Below are 17616 nucleotides of genomic sequence, written 5' to 3'. Positions count from 1 at the left end.
ACCAGCACGACGAGACGGTGTCCGCTCTCGCCGCGTGATGTGTTCCACGGTGCACCACGCCACTGACAATCACCCTCGCGCTCTCGATCACCGCAGGTCAGGATGGTCTCCCAACGGATTGTCAGTGGCGGGACCTACCGTCGGAGACATGACTCAGCAGGGGGTGCGCTGGACGTCGGATCAGGTGCTTGCACTCGCGCCTGACGCAGCGTCACGCAAGGCGGGAAGCAAGCTCGGGACAGCGGGACCCTGGTCCCTGAGCGGGAGTTCGAACGAGGGGGCGGTGTGGGGACTGTGCAAGGGAAGCGGCAGCAAGCCGTACCAGACGCTCGTCGACATCGGGGCGACCGGCGCCGGGAGCGCGAGCGGGCCCGCGTACAAATGCAGCTGCCCGAGCCGCAAGTTCCCGTGCAAGCACGCGCTGGGACTGCTGCTGCTCTGGGCGGGCGGGGACCAGCAGGTGCCCGCCGGGCAGACGCCGCCGGACTGGGCGGAGCAGTGGCTGGCCGGCCGCAGACAGCGGTCGGAGGCGAAGGGTGCGGCGCGGTCCCCTGCCGACACCGGCGCCGCGCCGGCGGATCCGGAGGCGGCGCGGCGCAGAGCCGAGCGACGCGCGCAGCGCATCACCGCGGGCGCCACGGAGCTTGAGCAGCGCCTGACCGACCTGCTGCGCGGCGGCCTGGCCCAGGCGGAGCAGTCGGGGTACGGGCTGTGGGAGGAGACGGCGGCCCGCATGGTCGACGCGCAGGCGCCGGGACTCGCCGCGCGCGTAAGGGAGTTGGGGGCCATCCCCGGTTCCGGACCCGGCTGGCCGGTGCGACTCCTGGAGGAGTGCGCCCTGCTCCATCTCCTCGACCAGGGCTGGCTGCACCGCTCCGAGCTGCCCGACGACCTGGCGGCGACGGTCCGCTCCCGCATCGGCCTGCCCACGCCGGCCACGGAGCCGCCGCTGCGCGACGACTGGCTGGTGCTCTCCCAGTACGACACGGCGGACGGCCACCTCACCACGCGCCGCATATGGCTGTACGGCACGGAGTCGCGCCGCACCGCGCTGCTCCTCTCCTACGGGGCGGCGGGCCGCGCCCCGTCCCTGGCCCTGCCCGCGGGCCTGACCCTGGACGCCGCGGTCTCGGCTCATCCCGGGGCGCGGGCGCTGCGGGTGGACCTGGGCGAGCAGTTCGGGGCACCGTCCCGAAGAGGCGTACGCCCCGCGGGAGTCGACGTGCCGACCGCGCTGTCCGCGTACGGGGAGGCGCTGGCGGACGACCCGTGGCTGGAGTCGTGGCCGGTGACGCTGGTGGACGTCGTACCGGCGCAGGACGCCGACGGCGGAGGCTGGCAACTGGCGGACGCGGAAGGAAAGTCGGCACTCCCGCTCACCGAGCGCGCGGCGGCATCCTCCGGGGTGTGGCGGCTGGCCTCGGTGTCGGGCGGGGCACCGGTGACGGTGTTCGGGGAATGCGGGCACCAGGGATTCCGCCCGCTGTCGACATGGGCCGGCGGGTCGAACGACCTCATACCTCTGTGCTGAACACCACCGTGCTGAACACCACCGTGCTGAACACCGCTGTGCCGAGCGAACGCGATCACGGCGTCCGGCACGACCAAGCCCTTCGGAAGGGACCCGGCATGACGGCAACCACCTGGGACGACCTCGTCAGCACGGCGCTGCTCGGCACCGAGCGGCGCTCGTCCACCACCCCGCGCGCCCTGCTCGACGAGGCCGCCGTACAGACCGTCCGCCGCCGCGCGGGCCTGCGCCCGGCCCCGGCCGCGTCCCAGCCCGAGCCCGCCGCCGCCGACCCGCGCCCGCCGCTGCCCGCGGCCGCCCGCAGCCGCCTGGCGACGCTGCTCACGGACCGCCCCGGCACCGGGAACACCCGCCGCGGCTCCACGCCCGACCTCCTCGAACTGCTCCCGCAGTGGCTGGCCACCGCGAACGCGTACGGTTACGCGCCGCCGCCCGAGCTGCTGCCCGCCCTGCTCGACGCCGCCCGTGGCCGCACCGACCTGCGCCCCCAGGCCCTCACCTTCGCCGGTCCGCGCGCCCTGTGGCTGGCCCGGCTCAACCCGGACTGGAAGTTCGCACTGCGGGCCACTCCCGGCGCGGGCACCGCGCTGCCCGCGCCGCAGGACACGGAGAAGGTGCGACTCCTGTGGGAGGAGGGCCTGTTCGCGGAGCGGGTGGCGCTGCTCGCCACGGTCCGCGCGTACGACGCGGAGGTGGCCCGCACGCTCCTGGCCGGCACCTGGAGCACGGAGCGCGCCGAGGACCGCCTGATGTTCCTCGACTCCCTGCGCGCCGGACTCGGCGACGCGGACGAGCCGTTCCTGGAGCAGGCCCTCACCGACCGCAGCAGGAACGTACGGGCGACGGCGGCCGAACTGCTCTCCACCCTGCCGCACTCCGCGCTCGCCGCGCGCATGGCCGACCGGGCCCTGTCCTGCGTGGCGCTCGACCGTGCGACGGGGACGATCACCATCGAGGCGCCGCACGAGTGCGACGCGGCGATGGAGCGCGACGGGGTCGTGCCCAAGCCCCCGGCGGGCCGGGGCGAACGGTCGTGGTGGCTGGGCCAGTTGGTGGAGGCTGCTCCCCTGGACCGCTGGCCCGCCAGACTCGGCGGTCGCACGCCGCAGGAGATCGTGGGCCTGCCGGTGGCCGACGACTGGCAGGGCGAGCTGCACGCGGCCTGGTGCCGGGCCGCGGTGCGGCAGGGCGACACCGGATGGTCCCGGGCGCTGCTCGGATCCGCGACGGCGGCCGGGGCGGCGGGTCCCGGCGCGGTGTCACTGGCGGAGCGGGCCAAGCTGCTCGCGGCGCTTCCGGGGGACGAACGGGCTGCGTGGGTCGGCGAGTTCATCGCGGCGCACGGTCTGTCCGAGGCGTTCCAGTTGCTCGGGGTGTGTGCCACGCCGTGGGCGGTGCCGCTCGGGCGGGCCGTCGTCGACGCGCTGAACATCGCGCGGGACGCGGGGAGTTATCCGTGGAGTTTCAGCGGGGTGATGGGGCTGGCGGAGCGGTGCCTGGATCCGGCGGAGGCGATACGCCTGGAAGGGCTGACGGCCACCGTGGAGGATCCGGAAGGAGCGGCGCCCGGGGCCGGAGGGTACTGGGCGGAGGCGTTCCAGCGCCTGTCCGGCACGTTGCGGCTGCGCCGGGCGATGCGCGACGAACTGGCGCCGGATGCCGGGTAGGCGGCGCCGCGCCGGGGGCCTGCCGGAGCGCTCACCCCGCGCCGGGGTGCCGCCTTGCCCACCCTGCCGCCCATGGCGGCAGACTGCCCAAGGCTCGCACGGGCCCCGTAAGGGGCGCGGGGAACTGCGCGACCAGCCACGACGAAAGCCGCACCCGACCACGAACTCCCCACCGCGGAACCCCCGGAGGGGCTACGCCCCGGCAGGCTGACGGACGTTGGCCCGCACCCAGTCCACGATCGACGCGGTCGTCGCACCCGGCGTGAAGATCTCCGCGACGCCCTTCTCCTTCAGGGGCAGGATGTCGGCCTCGGGAATGATGCCTCCGCCGAAGACCTTGATGTCCGCGGCGTCGCGCTCGCCCAGCAGCTCGATGACGCGCGCGAAGAGGGTGTTGTGCGCGCCGGAGAGGATGGAGAGACCGATCGCGTCGGCGTCCTCCTGGATCGCCGTGTCCACGATCTGCTCGGGGGTCTGGTGCAGCCCTGTGTAGATGACCTCCATACCGGCGTCGCGCAGTGCCCGCGCGATCACCTTGGCCCCGCGATCGTGGCCGTCGAGTCCCGGCTTCGCGACGACCACGCGGATCGGTCCGGCTGCCACACCCATCACTGCCTCCCTGAAGTGACTGACCCCGGAGCCTTCGTACCCGGTACCTGGTACCCGGCACCTCCCGGGGTTCCGGATATCCCATCGCGGATAACCGAAGTGAACGAACGTTATCGACAGCATCCCGCAACGAGCCGTTTCACGGTGCGTACCGAGGGGGAAATCACACGGTGGGACACGTTCGCTGCGCGCCGTACCCCTCTTGGGTGGCTCATCCGCCACACCCGGGGCAGGCGCGAGGGGAGCCGCTACGAGATCGCCGCGCCACCGCGCCGACAGCCGCACGGCACGGTGGCACGGTGTTCTCGTCGTCGCGCGGACCGACTCGTACGGGCCGGCTCGCACGGGCCGATTCGCTCGGACCCGTGGGTCGGCACGCCGGACCACCTGGCACCGCCCGCTCGACCGGCTCTCCATGAGTGCACACGGGGGACAGAGGCGCCCTCCCTGTGCCGACGGGAGGTCGACCGATGAAGGTCACAAGGGCGCTGCCCTTTCGTCCGCGCTGCCACCTGCTGCCCACGAGACTGGCCGGTCTCTCCCTCACCCTGCTGAAGGCGACCGCGCTCGAACTGGCCATCCTGGCCGGGCATCTGCTCCTCTATCCCTCGGGCATCCTCCCGGAACGACGGCACCCGCACCCCCTCCCGGCCGCCACTGCGCCGGACGCCGGCCCGGTCGCCGAGGATCTGGAGGAGCTGGCCGAGGCACCCCGGCTGCCGGCTCCGACGAAGCCTCCGGTTCTGCTGCTGCACGGCTTCATCGACAACCGCTCCGTCTTCGTCCTGCTGCGCCGTTCACTGGCCCAGCACGGCAGGAACCAGGTCGAGTCCCTCAACTACTCACCCCTGACGTGCGACATCCGCACCGCGGCCACGCTGCTGGCCCGGCATGTGACGCAGCTGTGCGAGCGCACGGGCCAGGACCGGATCGACATCGTGGGGCACAGCCTGGGCGGCCTCATAGCCCGCTACTACGTGCAGAGGCTCGGCGGCGACGCACGGGTGCGCACGCTCGTCACGCTCGGCACGCCGCACGCGGGCACCCGGATCGCGCCGCTCGCGGACGCGCACCCGATCGTGCGGCAGATGCGCCCGGACTCCGCGGTGATGGAGGAACTGAAGGCGCCCGCCCCCGGCTGCCGTACGCGTTTCGTGAGTTTCTGGAGCGACCTCGACCAGTTGATGGTTCCGCTGGAGACGGCCTGCGTCGACCACCCCGACCTGCTCGTGCAGAACGTGCGGGTGACGGGCATCGGACACCTGGCGCTGCCGGTGCACCCCGCCGTCGCGACCGGCGTCCGGCAGGCGCTGGACGCCGACCCCGCGGGGGAAGGAGCGCATGCCGCCGACTCGGTCGGCGGCCTGACGGTGGCGTGACCACACACTGAGGGGGCCTGGGAGGCTCCACGAGGCCCCTGGGACGGCGCTGAGGTCGAACACATCTCGAACTCAGCGCCAAAGCTCTGCCCACAGTTCACCGAAAGGCGGCCGATTGCCCGATTCCGCAAGGCATGAAACCTGTTGAAGATTGTCGTGCCCTCGTACCGCCGGGTACAGTCACCGCACTGCTCTGGCAGCCCCTGTTGTCGAGGCGAAAGAGAAGTTGGTGAACGACCGTCATCCGTCGGGGACCGCGCACTACGCGGCGTACGACGGTTACTCCACGACCAGCTTCGCCGCCGATCCGCTCTTCGGTGACCTGCCTGGCGACGACGCGTACAGCACCGGTTCGTACACGGCGGTCGCCGAACCCGCCCACCACACGGGCACCTACGACACCGGCAGTTACGACACCGGTAGTTACGAGACCGGGTCCTACGACACGGGGTCCTACGACACCGGCCACTGGTACAGCGATCCCGGCTTCCAGCAGCAGTACGCCGACCCGTACGCGTCCTCGTACGACACCGGCGGCTACGACACGACCGCCGCCTGGCCGACCGCGGCGCCCGGGGCCCCCGGCTACGAGCAGTTCGCGGACATCCCGGCGCAGGCCGGGACACAGGCCGGACCGCAGCTCGGAGCACAACTCGGGACGCACCCCGAGCAGCACACCGGGCAGTGGGACCTGGCGGCGTACGACACGGGCGCCTACGACGCGACGCAGTGGAACTCCGCGGGCGGCGACCCCCTCGACCCGGAAGCCGTGCACGAGCACGTCCACGTACCGGATCAGTTCAGCCCGGCCGAGCCGGAGCCGCAACCGGGGTCAGAGCCTCAGCCCGAAGCCGAAGCCGAACCCGAGACCGAACCCGAGCCCCAGCACGAACCCGCGCTCGACGAGCGGGAGTTCACCCCGCGTGCGGCGTCCCGCGGCCGGTCCCGGCGCCGCACCCCCGCCAAGCGCTCCGCGCTGCTGACCGTCGCCGTGCCGTCGGTGTGCGTGGTCGGAGTCGCCGGGATCGCGGCGGCCTCGGTCGGGGTCGGCGGAGGCGACGACGCCAAGGAGACGCAGGCCGCGTCGGCGCCCGACGCGAGCGCCGTGAAGCCGGCCGCGGCCAACAACAAGCTGGACACCCAGCTCGCCGATCTCTCCCAGGACGCCGGTGACTTCGCCGACCGGGCGAGCCGCACCCAGGAACGCATCGACCTGAAGGCCAAGCAGGAGGCGGACCGCAAGAAGGCCGCCGAGGAGGCCCGCCGCAAGGAGGCCCTGCGGCCGAAGTTCGCGCTGCCGGTGAAGCAGCACGGGCTGAGCGCGTACTACGGGCAGGCCGGAATCAACTGGATGTCCGTGCACTCCGGCATCGACTTCCCCGTGTCGTACGGGACCGAGGTCATGGCCGCGACGGACGGGACCGTGCGCACGCAGTACAACACCGCGTACGGGAACATGGCGATAGTGACCGCCAAGGACGGTACCGAGACCTGGTACTGCCACCTTTCCGCGCACACCGTGATGAGCGGCCCGGTCAAGGCCGGGGACGTCATCGCGCGGTCCGGCAACTCCGGCAACTCGACCGGGCCGCACCTTCACTTCGAGGTACGGCCCGGGGGCGGCTCGGCGATCGACCCCCTGCCGTGGCTGCGCAGCCACGGCCTGGACCCGACGTAGAGAAAAGACCGCTACAACTTCTCCACCGGCGCGTACCGCAGCAGCAGCCGCTTCGGCTTCGGGTCTCCGAAGTCGATCGTCGCCTCCGCGTTGGACCCCGAGCCGTTGACACCCACCACCGTGCCGAGGCCGAACTGGTCGTGCGTGACGCGGTCGCCGACCGCCAGGGACACCACCGGCTTCTCGTTCGCCCGGCGCGTGGCGAAGGCGGGGGTCGAGCCCGAGCGCGAGCGCGACGAGGAGAGCGAGGCCGCGATGCCGCCGCCGATGCTCTTCGTCGAGGCCGCCGGGGTCGAAGGGCCGGTCCGCTTCCAGTCCAGGTGCGCGGCCGGGATCTCCTCCAGGAAGCGGGAGGGCGGGTTGTACGAGGGCTGGCCCCAGGCGCTGCGCATGGTGGAACGGGTCAGGTAGAGCCGCTCCCGCGCGCGCGTGATGCCGACGTACGCGAGCCGGCGCTCCTCCTCCAGCTCCTTGGCCTGGCCGAGGGAGCGCATGTGCGGGAAGACGCCGTCCTCCAGGCCGGTCAGGAAGACGACCGGGAATTCGAGGCCCTTGGCGGTGTGCAGCGTCATCAGGGTGATGACGCCGCTGCCGTCCTCGTCCTCGTCCGGGATCTGGTCGGAGTCGGCGACGAGGGCGACGCGCTCCAGGAAGTCGGAGAGCGTGCCACCGGAGACCGGTGCCTCCGCGCCGTCCTCCGGAACCTCCTGAGTGCCCTCCTCCTGGGAACCCTGCGCGGAGTCCTGCTCGAACTCCAGGGCAACGGCGGCGAGTTCCTGCAGGTTCTCGATGCGGGTCTCGTCCTGCGGGTCGGTGGAGGCCTGCAGCTCGGCGAGATATCCGGTGCGTTCGAGGACCGCCTCCAGGACCGTCGCCGGGCCCGCGCCCGACTCGACGATCGTGCGCAGGTCCTCCATGAGCGTGTTGAACCGCTTCACGGCGTTCGTGGAGCGGGCCGCCATCCCGTACGCCTCGTCGACGCGGCGCAGCGCCTGCGGGAACGAGATCTTCTCGCGCTGCGACAGCGCGTCGATCATCGCTTCGGCGCGGTCGCCGATGCCACGCTTCGGCACGTTCAGAATCCGGCGCAGCGGGACGGAGTCCTCGGGGTTCGACAGGACCCTCAGGTAGGCGAGGACGTCCCGGACCTCCTTGCGCTCGTAGAAGCGCACGCCGCCGACGACCTTGTACGCGAGCCCGACCCGGATGAAGATCTCTTCGAAGACACGGGACTGGGCGTTCGTCCGGTAGAAGACGGCCACGTCGCCCGGCTTCGCGTCACCCCCGTCCGTGAGGCGGTCGATCTCGTCGGCGATGAACTGGGCCTCGTCGTGCTCGGTGTCCGCGACGTAGCCGGTGATCTGGGCGCCCGCTCCCGCGTTCGTCCACAGGTTCTTCGGGCGGCGCGACTCGTTGCGCTCGATGACCGCGTTGGCCGCCGACAGGATGGTCTGCGTGGAGCGGTAGTTCTGCTCCAGCATGATCGTCGTCGCGTCCGCGTAGTCCTCCTCGAAGTCGAGGATGTTGCGGATCGTGGCGCCGCGGAAGGCGTAGATCGACTGGTCGGCGTCACCGACGACGCACAGCTCGGCCGGGTCGGCGCCCTCGCCCTCGGTCGGGCCGACCAGCTCCTTCACCAGCGCGTACTGCGCGTGGTTCGTGTCCTGGTACTCGTCGACCATGACGTGGCGGAAGCGGCGGCGGTAGTGCTCGGCGACGTCCGGGAACGCGCGCAGCAGGTTCACCGTCGTCATGATCAGGTCGTCGAAGTCGAGGGCGTTGGCCTCGCGCAGCCGCGACTGGTACATCGCGTAGGCCTGGGCGAGGGTCTTCTCGAAGCCGTCGGCCGCGGTGGCCGCGAAGTCCTCCTCGTCGATCAGCTCGTTCTTCAGGTTCGAGATCTTGGCGCTGAAGGACTTCGGCGGGAACTTCTTCGGGTCCAGGTCCAGGTCGCGGCAGACCAGGGCCATGAGGCGCTTGCTGTCGGCGGCGTCGTAGATCGAGAAGGACGAGGTGAAGCCGAGCTTCTTCGACTCGCGGCGCAGGATGCGCACACACGCGCTGTGGAAGGTCGAGACCCACATGGCGTTGGCCCGCGGGCCCACCAGCTGCTCGACGCGCTCCTTCATCTCGCCCGCGGCCTTGTTCGTGAACGTGATCGCGAGGATCTGGCCGGGGTGCACGCCGCGCTCGGCGAGCAGGTACGCGATGCGGTGCGTGAGGACGCGGGTCTTGCCGGAGCCGGCACCCGCGACGATGAGCAGGGGCGAGCCACCGTGCACGACGGCCGCCCGCTGGTTCTCGTTCAACCCGTCCAGGAGGGTCGCCGGGTCGATCGCCGGGCGCGGGGCTCCGTCACGGTAGTACGCGTCCCTGGCCGGGGGCACGTCGAACTTCCCGCCGAACAGGTCGTCCGGGATCGGCTCCGGGGGGCTGTCGTGCCCAGCGGGATCCGAGTCCTCGGGCGGCGGCGGGGGCTGCTCCGCACCGCTCTGGAGGCTGGCCAGGAAGTTGTCGTCAAAGAGGCTGCTCATCGCCATACGAGTCTAGGCCGCCCCACTGACAACCCGCCGCCGTCTTCACATACGTGACTCATCGCGCACGGCGGAGGACAGAAAGCGACACGGAAGGCGCCCGGCGACAAGGTCACGAAAATGTATCGGGCATATCGAACATCAACCTTCACAGCAGCAACACGAGTTGGCTACGGTGCTGCGCGGGCAGCCCGTCCCCCCGCCCGCGAACAACGCGGCGAGCGGGCAGCCCCCGCTGAGTTCCGTACGCCGCGAGGCAGGGAACCGGGGACCCACCGACCTTGGGGTGAATCGGCCGACGGCCCGGCAGCACCGGGCAGTTGACCGTAGGGCACCTTCCGTACGCAGCGCGAGCTGTACGCCCGAACCCGACAGCTAACCCGGTAGGCGGACCACGGAAGGAGTCGCCTGTCTTGGCGTCGCACCGCAAGCCGCGTACCCGCTCCCGGATGACCGGTGGCCTTCGCACGACCCCCGCGCTCGGCATCACGACCGCCGCGCTCACCTCGGTCGCCCTGCTCTCGCAGACGGCGCAGGCCGCCCCCGCGGCCCCGGCCAAACCGAGCCTCGAAGAGGTGCAGAAGAAGGTCGACACGCTGTACCGCCAGGCCGAGGTCGCCACGCAGAAGTACAACGCGGCCAAGGAGCAGACCGACGGCAAGAAGAAGCAGGTCGACCAGCTGCTCGACGACATCGCGCAGCGCACCGAGCAGATGAACAAGGCCCGCCAGGAGCTGGGCCGGTACGCCGCCGAGCAGTACCGCTCGGGCGGGGTCAGCAACACCGCGACGATGTTCCTCGCCGACAACCCCGAGGACTACTTCGCGCAGGACCAGCTGCTCGACCGGATGACGTCGGAGCAGAAGAAGGCGGTCGACGACTTCCAGGAGCAGCAGCGCAGGACCGCGAAGAAGCGCACCGAGGCGCAGGAGACGCTGCGCCAGCTCTCCTCCTCGCAGACCGAGCTGCAGACGTCCAAGCAGGACGTGCAGACGAAGCTGGGCGACGCGCGCCGGCTGCTCTCCCAGCTCACGGCCGAGGAGAAGGCGCGGCTCGCGAAGATCGAGAAGGCCAAGGAGGAGGCGGCCCGCAAGAAGGCCGCCGAGCTGGCCGAGAAGCAGAAGGCCGCGGAGGAGAAGAAGCGGCAGGAGGCCGAGGCGGCGGCCAAGGAGAACGAGTCCTCGGGTTCGTCCGGCTCATCGTCGGGTTCCTCCGGTTCGTCCTCCGGTTACGCCACCAAGGCCGCCCAGGCCCTCGCCTTCGCGAAGTCCCAGATCGGCAAGCCGTACGTGTGGGGCGCCACGGGCCCCGACTCCTACGACTGCTCGGGCCTGACCCAGGCCGCGTGGAAGGCCGCGGGCATCTCGCTGCCGCGCACCACCTGGGACCAGGTCGAGGTCGGCACGACGGTCCCGCTCTCCGACATCCAGCCCGGTGACCTGGTCTTCTTCTACGACGACATCAGCCACGTCGGCCTCTACCTCGGCGACGGCATGATGATCCACGCGCCGAAGCCGGGCGCGTACGTCCGCGAGGAGTCCATCTACTACGACGGCACGTCGTCGATCCACAGCGTGGTGCGACCGGCCTGATCCCACCCGCGGCCGGGGCCGTCCGGGCGGCGCGACACCGCCCGGGCGTGACCGGTCAGGTCCAGAGCACCGCGATGAAGATGTTGGCCACGGTGAGCGCCCCGACCGTCGCGAACAGCCCCTTCTCCGCCTTCTCCTCGTCCCGCTTCACGTACACGATGCCGAGGATCACGATCAGGATCGCCAGCTTGATGCCGATCTTGATGTTGTTCACGGTGGCGCCGTCGGCCTGATTGAGGCCGACCAGGGCGACACCGGTCACCAGCATGGTCAGGGCGCCGTGCAGCATCGCCTTGTTGAAGCGGGCGGTGCCCTGCCCCATCGCCGACATCTGCGTGAGGAAGCCGCCGAGCAGCGAAGCGATGCCGATGATGTGCAGGCCGACGAAGAGATGGATGAGTACGTCCATGATCTGTGAGCCTAACGGGACGGTCATCGCCCGCCGTCACCGATCCCCCGCGAACGCCCATCGGTCACGCTCTGCCATCACTCGTAACAAAGGGGCCAGTTACGAACAATCCGGCACCAACCCGTTACGCCTAGGTTTAGCGTCCTTCCTCAGGTGACCGGCTCCCCACCGCCGCCCGGGCCAGGGGCGGCAGTCGGACACCACCGCCGAGAAAGGTCCGGCGGCGGTCCGCTCCCCCTGTGCGGGCCGCCGCCGGACGCGCGAAGAAGCGCGGCAGGCGGTAGTACGACCCGGAAGGACGTGGCACTTCGTGCCGGCAGCGCATCGCAAGCCCAAGCAGCGTTCGCTCAGTGGCCATACGGTCCGTACCGCGGCCACCATCGCTCTCGCCTCCGCGGCGAGCGCCACCGCTTTCGAGAGCGGCACGGCGTACGCGGAGCCGCGGCTCACCCCCGCTCAGGTGAAGGCGAAGGTCGACAGGCTCTACCAGGAGGCCGAGGCCGCCACCGACAAGTACAACGGCGCGAAGGAAGACGCCAAGAGGGCCCGCAAGAAGATGAAGACGCTGCAGGACGAGGCGGCCCGGCGCGAGGAGTCCCTCAACTCCGCCCGGCAGAGCCTCGGTTCGGCCGCGGCGGCGCAGTACCGTACCGGCGGCGTCGATCCGTCCCTGCAGCTCCTGCTCTCCTCCACCCCGGACCGCTACCTCGACGAGGCGGCCCTCACCGACCGGGTCGGCACCCGTCAGGCCGCCACGATCACCCGGGTCCGCAACGCGCTGCGCGGGATCGACCAGCTGCACGACGAGGCCGATACGAAGGTCCGCGAACTCCGCGTCAAACAGCGCGAGTTGGAGAAGCAGAAGAAGACGGTGACGGGGAAGCTGGCCGAGGCCCGCGACCTCCTCGGCCGGCTCGACCCGGCGGACCGCTCCGCGCTCCAGGACGCCGACGGCGCCTCCCGCGCCTCCCGCTCCACGGCCGACCGCGCGGGTCTGACGACCAAGGCCCCCAACTCCCGCGCCGAGGCCGCCATCGCGTACGCGCGCAACGCCCTCGGCAGCCCCTACGTCTGGGGCGCGACAGGGCCGAACGCCTTCGACTGCTCGGGCCTCACCCAGGCGGCGTACCGGGCGGCGGGCGTCTCGCTGCCCCGCACCACGTACGCGCAGATCAACGCGGGGCAGCGCGTGTCACGCTCCCAACTCCAGCCGGGTGACCTGGTGTTCTTCTACTCCGGGATCAGCCACGTCGGTCTGTACATCGGCAACGGCCAGATGATCCACGCCCCGAACCCGAGCGCGCCGGTGCGGGTCGCGCCGATCGACCAGATGCCGTTCGCGGGGGCGGCGCGGGTGGTGTGAGCGGCCGCTCCGCGACTCAGCCGGCCTTCTCCCACACGGACACGTGCTGCCGACTGTCGCTCGTGAACGGCTCCCGGGTCCATCCGTCCCACCGTTCACGCAGCCGCAGCCCGGCGATCCGCGCCATCAGGTCCAGCTCGGACGGCCATGCGTACCTGAAGGGGATGGTCCAGCAGGAGCCCTGCCCGGTCCCGGGGTCCACGGTGAAGTAGTTCGAGCTCATGGCCTGGGTCGCCACGTCGTACCGGTCGAACGCCCAGCGCGTGTCACTGACCTGGAACGGCACGGCCTCCTGCCCGTACGGCAGCAGTCGCAGTGCAGGCACCTCCAGCTCCACGACGAAGGTGCCGCCGGGGGCGAGATGCGCGGCCGCGTTGCGGAAGCAGTCGACCTGCGCGTCCTGGGTGAGCAGGTTGCCGATCGTGTTGAAGACGAGGTAGGCGAGCGTGAAGCCGCCCGCCCCGTCGCCCCCGTCGACCCGCGTCGTGGCGAAGTCCCCGATCTCTACGGGCACTTGCTCGCCGCCCGGCTTGGCGCGCAGCCGCGCGACCATCGCCCTGGACAGGTCGATCCCGTGCACGTCGACGCCGCGCGCGCGGAGCGGCAGCGCGACCCGGCCGGTGCCGATGCCGAACTCCAACGCGGGCCCCTTGCCCGCGAGTTCGGCGAGGAGGTCGAGGGTGGGGTCGAGGGCCTCGGGGGTGAACATGCGGGCGGCGGACCGGTCGTAGTCCGCAGCAATGGATTCCGGGAAGTAGCCGTCTTTTCCGTCGTCTCCATGGGCCATGCGGGGACCGTAGTGGGGGTGGGCACGGGGACGCACGCGAATTTCCGCTCCGGGAGATGGCGTTCACCTCCACTCCATTGCAACACTCACCCACCCATCATTGCATTACCTTGCAGACTCATTGCACCAATTACACGCCACTGAACTGCACTTAAGCGATTCTGACCCACTGACAATCTTGCTTCATCATCGAACGCAACGTAGCGTTTCCATCATCAGAAACAACAACGCACCGAGATGAAGGAGCCCACGATGTCGAACCGTCCGGAGCTGCAGAAGGTCATCCAGGAGATCGTCGACTCCGGCTTCACCGGCGTACAGCTGCGCGTGCACGACGAGCACGGCGAGTGGGTCGGCACAGCCGGGCTCGGCGAGCTGGGCGGCAGCGACGAGCCGCCGGCCGACGGGCACGTACGCATCGGCAGCAACACCAAGACCTTCACCGCGACCGTGATGCTGCAACTGGTGGCCGACGGACTGATCGCCCTGGACGACCAAGTCGCCGACCGGCTCACCCAGTTCGACCTCGATCCGCGGATCACCGTACGAATGCTGCTCCAGCACACCAGCGGCGTCTTCAACTACACCGGCGAGTACTACGAGGACGGGACCGTCGCGCCGGGCATGCCCTGGCAGGGCCGGGAGTGGGTGGAGGGCCGGTTCGAGTCGCACCTCCCGGAGGAGCTGGTGCGGTTCGCGCTGGCCAAGCCGGCGCGGTTCGAGCCGGGCACCGACTGGAGCTACGCCAACACCAACTACGTCCTCGCCCGACTCCTGATCGAGGAGGTCACCGGCCGCTCCCTGGCCGAGGAGATGCGGCTGCGGATCCTGGAGCCGCTCGGCCTGACGGACACCTTCGTGCCCGGCGACACCCAGGTGGACGTCCCCGAGCCGCACGCCCACGCCTACTACCGGTACGAGGAGGACGGCGCCGAGACGGTCGTCGACGTCACCCGCCAGAACCCGTCCTGGATCTCCACCGGCGGCGACATGATCTCGACCACCCGGGACCTGCACACCTTCATCTCCGCGCTCGTGACCGGCAGGCTGCTGCCCGCCCCGCTCCTCGCCGAGATGTGCGCACCGCACCCCAAGGTCGGCTACGGCCTCGGCGTCTTCGTCCAGGACACGGGCGACGGCGGCACCGTCATCACCCACAACGGCGGCATCGCGGGCCACGGCGCGCTGATGTACAGCACCCCCGACGGCCGTACGACCCTGACCGCGGCGCTGAACTACGTGGACGACGCGGGCCTCTCCCTGGCCGTCCCGTTCCAGGAGGCCACGCAGAAGCTCGTCAAGGCGGTGTTCTGAGGCCCCGCCGGGGACGTGCCGGCCCCCGCCGGGGACGTGCCGGCCCCGCTTCCTCCGCCTCTTCGTCACCGATCTTCGACTCGCGTGTCACAGGGGCGTCTTAGCCAGGTGTGGCGTGCAACGGCCCGCCCGCATGTAGGTGTCCTATGAAACGACAACGCGGAACACCAACGCCCCACCGTTTCTCAGCCCAGAAGGTGCGCAGCGTGCCCGAGGCCGCGGCGCCCGAGTCGGTGAACACGGCCTGCAGCGAACGGCGTTACCGGATCGCGCGCACGCCCAGGTGGACGAGATACGCCCCGCCCAGCAGCTTCAGGGCCGTGAACACCGTGATGGAGCGCTCCACGACCGTGCCGACGCCGAGGGCCACGGCGACGACCAGGACGTACGACCCCACCGTGTTGCCCACGACCGTGGTCAGTGCGGCCCGGCGGCCCTGGGCGAGAGCACGCCCGACGACGAACGGGACGCTGGGCCCCGGGATGACGATGAGGAGGAAGGACATCGCCGCGAAGGCGAGAAGGGGGTCGGTGGTCATCATGAACTCCATCCAGACACAGAGGAGTTGGCGAAGGCCACCGATATCGGGGCGCCCGGCTCAGACCAGCCGGCGCGCCGTCGCCCACCGCGTCAGCTCGTGCCGGTTGGACAGCTGCAGCTTGCGCAGCACCGCCGAGACGTGCGACTCGACCGTCTTCACCGAGATGAACAGCTGCTTCGCGATCTCCTTGTACGCGTAGCCGCGGGCGATGAGGCGCAGGACCTCCCGCTCGCGCTGCGTGAGACGGTCCAGGTCCTCGTCGACCGGCGGCGCGTCCGTCGAGGCGAAGGCGTCGAGCACGAAGCCCGCGAGCCGCGGCGAGAACACCGCGTCGCCGTCCTGGACGCGGAAGATCGAGTCGACCAGGTCCGTGCCGGTGATCGTCTTGGTGACGTAGCCGCGCGCGCCGCCGCGGATGACGCCGATGACGTCCTCCGCCGCGTCCGACACCGACAGGGCGAGGAAGCGCACCGGGTTCTCGGCGTCCGACATCAACGCGGCGCTGCGGCGCAGGACTTCGACGCCGCCGCCGCCCGGCAGATGCACGTCGAGGAGGACCACCTCGGGGCGGGTCGCCGTGATGACCGTGACCGCCTGGTCCACGTCGGCCGCCTCGCCGACGACCTCGACGCCCGTGGTCTCGGTCCGCCCGATCTCCGCCTGGACGCCGGTACGGAACATGCGGTGGTCGTCGACCAGGACCACTCGCACGTGCCGCCCGGGGCCCTGCTCCGCTGTCTCGTCGGTCATGACGTCCTCTCCGCCCTCTTCATGGTCAGTTCGACCTCCGTGCCGCCGTCCGGCACCGCCCGCAGTCGGGCCGTGCCGCCGTTGCGTTCCATCCGGCCGATGATCGATTCTCTTACGCCCATGCGGTCGGCGGGGATGGAGTCGAGATCAAAACCCGGTCCCCGGTCACGTACGGACACGAACACCTCGACCCCCTCCGTGGACGACTCGACCTCCGCGAAGACCTGGACCGCGCCGCCCTCGCCACCGTACTTGGCGGCGTTCACCATCGCTTCCCTCGCGGCCTGCATCTGTGCCGTGAGTCCTTCGTCGAGCGGGCAGTCACCGACCACCACGACCTCGAGCGGGACGCCGTGCTTGTCCTCGACCTCGGCCGCGTTGCGCTTGACGGCCTCCGCGACCGTCTCGGGCTCCTGCGGATTCTCCGCGGCGGCGGGCTTGTACAGCCAGGCCCGCAGGTCCCGCTCCTGCGCGCGGGCCAGGCGGCGCACCTCGGCCGGGCTGTCCGCGTTGCGCTGGATCAGGGTGAGGGTGTGCAGGACCGAGTCGTGGACGTGGGCCGCGACCTCGGCCCGCTCCTGCGCGCGGATGCGCATCAGGCGCTCCTCGGACAGGTCCTGCGTCATCCGGATCAGGTAGGGGCCGGCGAGCAGCGCGATGCCGACCAGGACCGCGAGCGCCGCCTGGAGGATCGAGCCGAGGTGCCGGGTGGCGCCCTGGGTGACGAAGATGCCGGTCACGCCCGTGCCGACGAGGACCACTCCGGCGGCCGCGCGGGCCAGGTTCAGGGTGCGCCTGCGGCGGCCCGCCTCCATCCAGCGGGCCCTGCGCGCGTTGTCCGCCTGGCGCCACACGAGGGCGACACCCGCGCCGACGAGCACGGCCGGCACCAGGTACGCCTTGGTGTTACCGGTCAGGTTCACGTTCTGCACGAAGATCATCGCGACGATGACCATCAGCACGAGCGCGAGGATCTGCCCCTTGTCGGGGCGGCGCGCGACCAGCCGGCGGCGCCCGTCCGGCGCGATCTCCGTGGTGAGCATCGACGAGGCGACCTGGCGGTCCGTGTCGACGCCGCCGACGCCGAGCGGGACGAAGAACCAGAACGCCGCGTACAGCAGGGCGCCGAGACCGTCCGCCATGAACAGGCCCACGAAGACGAGCCGTACCCAGACGACGGGCAGGCCGAGATGCCCGGCCAGGCCCCGCGCGACTCCGCCCAGCCAGCGTCCGTCGCTGCTTCGGTAGAGCTTGCGCGGCGGCCGCGGGTCTTCCACGAGTGGAGCGGTCGCTGCTTCCGGCATGCCACCGATCGTCACACGGCGAGGCAGGGCCCGGCATCAGGGTCGTGCCCCGAGACTCCCCTGATCTTCACCTGCCTACGCGCTTCGTACGGGGACGGGGCTCAGGGGCGATCTCAGGGTCCGGCCAGGGTTGTCCCGACTGCCGTACGCGGCTCCGG

General features: G+C 70.9%; 13 protein-coding genes, 1 pseudogene and 1 riboswitch. Of the genes and pseudogenes, 7 read left to right on the top strand and 7 right to left on the bottom strand.

Going from position 1 to position 17616, the window contains the following annotated elements; genetic code table 11:
• Nucleotides 1-148 precede the first annotated feature (148 nt).
• Nucleotides 149-1531, top strand: coding sequence for an SWIM zinc finger family protein (locus B072_RS0103075; protein WP_043243096.1), 1383 nt, complete (start codon nt 149-151; stop codon nt 1529-1531).
• 98 nt (nt 1532-1629) lie between these two features.
• Nucleotides 1630-3198, top strand: a complete 1569-nt coding sequence (locus tag B072_RS0103070; RefSeq protein ID WP_026245394.1) for a DUF5691 domain-containing protein — start codon at nt 1630-1632, stop codon at nt 3196-3198.
• Nucleotides 3199-3390: 192 nt separating this feature from the next.
• Here B072_RS0103070 and B072_RS0103065 read toward each other — a convergent pair whose 3' ends face one another.
• On the bottom strand, nt 3391-3807 hold the full coding sequence (locus tag B072_RS0103065; RefSeq protein WP_018528454.1) for a cobalamin B12-binding domain-containing protein: 417 nt from the start codon (nt 3805-3807) through the stop codon (nt 3391-3393).
• A gap of 470 nt (nt 3808-4277) precedes the next feature.
• Here B072_RS0103065 and B072_RS0103060 point away from each other — a divergent pair, with 470 nt between their 5' ends.
• Together B072_RS0103060 and B072_RS0103055 are read left to right on the top strand one after the other, a co-directional pair.
• Nucleotides 4278-5186: a lipase family alpha/beta hydrolase gene (locus B072_RS0103060; protein ID WP_018528453.1), complete on the top strand. Its 909-nt coding sequence runs from the start codon at nt 4278-4280 to the stop codon at nt 5184-5186.
• 229 nt (nt 5187-5415) lie between these two features.
• Nucleotides 5416-6864 (top strand): M23 family metallopeptidase, encoded by a 1449-nt coding sequence (locus B072_RS0103055; protein ID WP_018528452.1) that lies wholly within the window; start codon nt 5416-5418, stop codon nt 6862-6864.
• 11 nt (nt 6865-6875) lie between these two features.
• Here the strand turns inward: B072_RS0103055 and pcrA are convergent, their stop codons facing one another.
• A complete protein-coding gene (pcrA, locus tag B072_RS0103050; RefSeq protein WP_026245393.1) occupies nt 6876-9398 on the bottom strand; it encodes a DNA helicase PcrA in 2523 nt (840 codons plus the stop codon).
• A gap of 223 nt (nt 9399-9621) precedes the next feature.
• Nucleotides 9622-9804, top strand: a riboswitch (cyclic di-AMP (ydaO/yuaA leader).
• 7 nt (nt 9805-9811) lie between these two features.
• Between pcrA and B072_RS0103045 the strand changes: the two genes are divergently transcribed.
• A complete protein-coding gene (locus B072_RS0103045) occupies nt 9812-10990 on the top strand; it encodes an NlpC/P60 family protein (protein ID WP_018528450.1) in 1179 nt (392 codons plus the stop codon).
• A 55-nt stretch (nt 10991-11045) separates the two neighbouring features.
• On the opposite strand, the gene B072_RS0103040 is transcribed toward B072_RS0103045, so the two are convergent.
• Nucleotides 11046-11399, bottom strand: coding sequence for a hypothetical protein (locus B072_RS0103040; protein ID WP_018528449.1), 354 nt, complete (start codon nt 11397-11399; stop codon nt 11046-11048).
• 310 nt (nt 11400-11709) lie between these two features.
• Between B072_RS0103040 and B072_RS0103035 the strand changes: the two genes are divergently transcribed.
• A complete protein-coding gene (locus B072_RS0103035; RefSeq protein WP_018528448.1) occupies nt 11710-12762 on the top strand; it encodes a C40 family peptidase in 1053 nt (350 codons plus the stop codon).
• A gap of 16 nt (nt 12763-12778) precedes the next feature.
• Here the strand turns inward: B072_RS0103035 and B072_RS0103030 are convergent, their stop codons facing one another.
• Complete coding sequence (locus tag B072_RS0103030; RefSeq protein ID WP_026245392.1) at nt 12779-13549, bottom strand: class I SAM-dependent DNA methyltransferase; 771 nt, start codon at nt 13547-13549, stop codon at nt 12779-12781.
• 252 nt (nt 13550-13801) lie between these two features.
• On the opposite strand from B072_RS0103030, the gene B072_RS0103025 reads away from it, so the two are divergent.
• Entirely contained in the window at nt 13802-14863 is a 1062-nt protein-coding gene (locus B072_RS0103025) for a serine hydrolase domain-containing protein (protein ID WP_018528446.1), read from the top strand.
• A gap of 157 nt (nt 14864-15020) precedes the next feature.
• On the opposite strand, the pseudogene B072_RS42225 reads toward B072_RS0103025, so the two are convergent.
• The 3 genes and pseudogenes from B072_RS42225 to B072_RS0103010 form a co-directional block, all read right to left on the bottom strand.
• Nucleotides 15021-15404, bottom strand: a pseudogene (locus tag B072_RS42225) (LysE family translocator); the annotation flags it as partial.
• Nucleotides 15405-15461: 57 nt separating this feature from the next.
• Nucleotides 15462-16154, bottom strand: a complete 693-nt coding sequence (locus tag B072_RS0103015; RefSeq protein WP_018528444.1) for a LuxR C-terminal-related transcriptional regulator — start codon at nt 16152-16154, stop codon at nt 15462-15464.
• Nucleotides 16151-17458: an ATP-binding protein gene (locus tag B072_RS0103010; protein ID WP_026245391.1), complete on the bottom strand. Its 1308-nt coding sequence runs from the start codon at nt 17456-17458 to the stop codon at nt 16151-16153. The genes B072_RS0103015 and B072_RS0103010 overlap by 4 nt, the downstream gene beginning before the upstream one ends.
• Between the last annotated feature and the right edge of the window lie 158 nt (nt 17459-17616).

Source organism: Streptomyces sp. HmicA12, from assembly GCF_000373565.1.
Taxonomy (GTDB): Bacteria; Actinomycetota; Actinomycetes; order Streptomycetales; family Streptomycetaceae; genus Streptomyces.
This window is presented reverse-complemented; position numbering and strand designations above follow the sequence as displayed.

Bases quoted from the DNA above. Each gene is read 5' to 3' on its own strand.
- B072_RS0103015 (WP_018528444.1), bottom strand. From the start codon at position 16,154: ATGACCGACGAGACAGCGGAGCAGGGCCCCGGGCGGCACGTGCGAGTG.
- B072_RS0103025 (WP_018528446.1), top strand. From the start codon at position 13,802: ATGTCGAACCGTCCGGAGCTGCAGAAGGTCATCCAGGAGATCGTCGAC.
- B072_RS0103060 (WP_018528453.1), top strand. From the start codon at position 4,278: ATGAAGGTCACAAGGGCGCTGCCCTTTCGTCCGCGCTGCCACCTGCTG.
- B072_RS0103065 (WP_018528454.1), bottom strand. From the start codon at position 3,807: ATGGGTGTGGCAGCCGGACCGATCCGCGTGGTCGTCGCGAAGCCGGGA.
- B072_RS0103075 (WP_043243096.1), top strand. From the start codon at position 149: ATGACTCAGCAGGGGGTGCGCTGGACGTCGGATCAGGTGCTTGCACTC.
- B072_RS0103040 (WP_018528449.1), bottom strand. From the start codon at position 11,399: ATGGACGTACTCATCCATCTCTTCGTCGGCCTGCACATCATCGGCATC.
- B072_RS0103070 (WP_026245394.1), top strand. From the start codon at position 1,630: ATGACGGCAACCACCTGGGACGACCTCGTCAGCACGGCGCTGCTCGGC.
- B072_RS0103030 (WP_026245392.1), bottom strand. From the start codon at position 13,549: ATGGCCCATGGAGACGACGGAAAAGACGGCTACTTCCCGGAATCCATT.
- B072_RS0103010 (WP_026245391.1), bottom strand. From the start codon at position 17,458: ATGCCGGAAGCAGCGACCGCTCCACTCGTGGAAGACCCGCGGCCGCCG.
- pcrA (WP_026245393.1), bottom strand. From the start codon at position 9,398: ATGAGCAGCCTCTTTGACGACAACTTCCTGGCCAGCCTCCAGAGCGGT.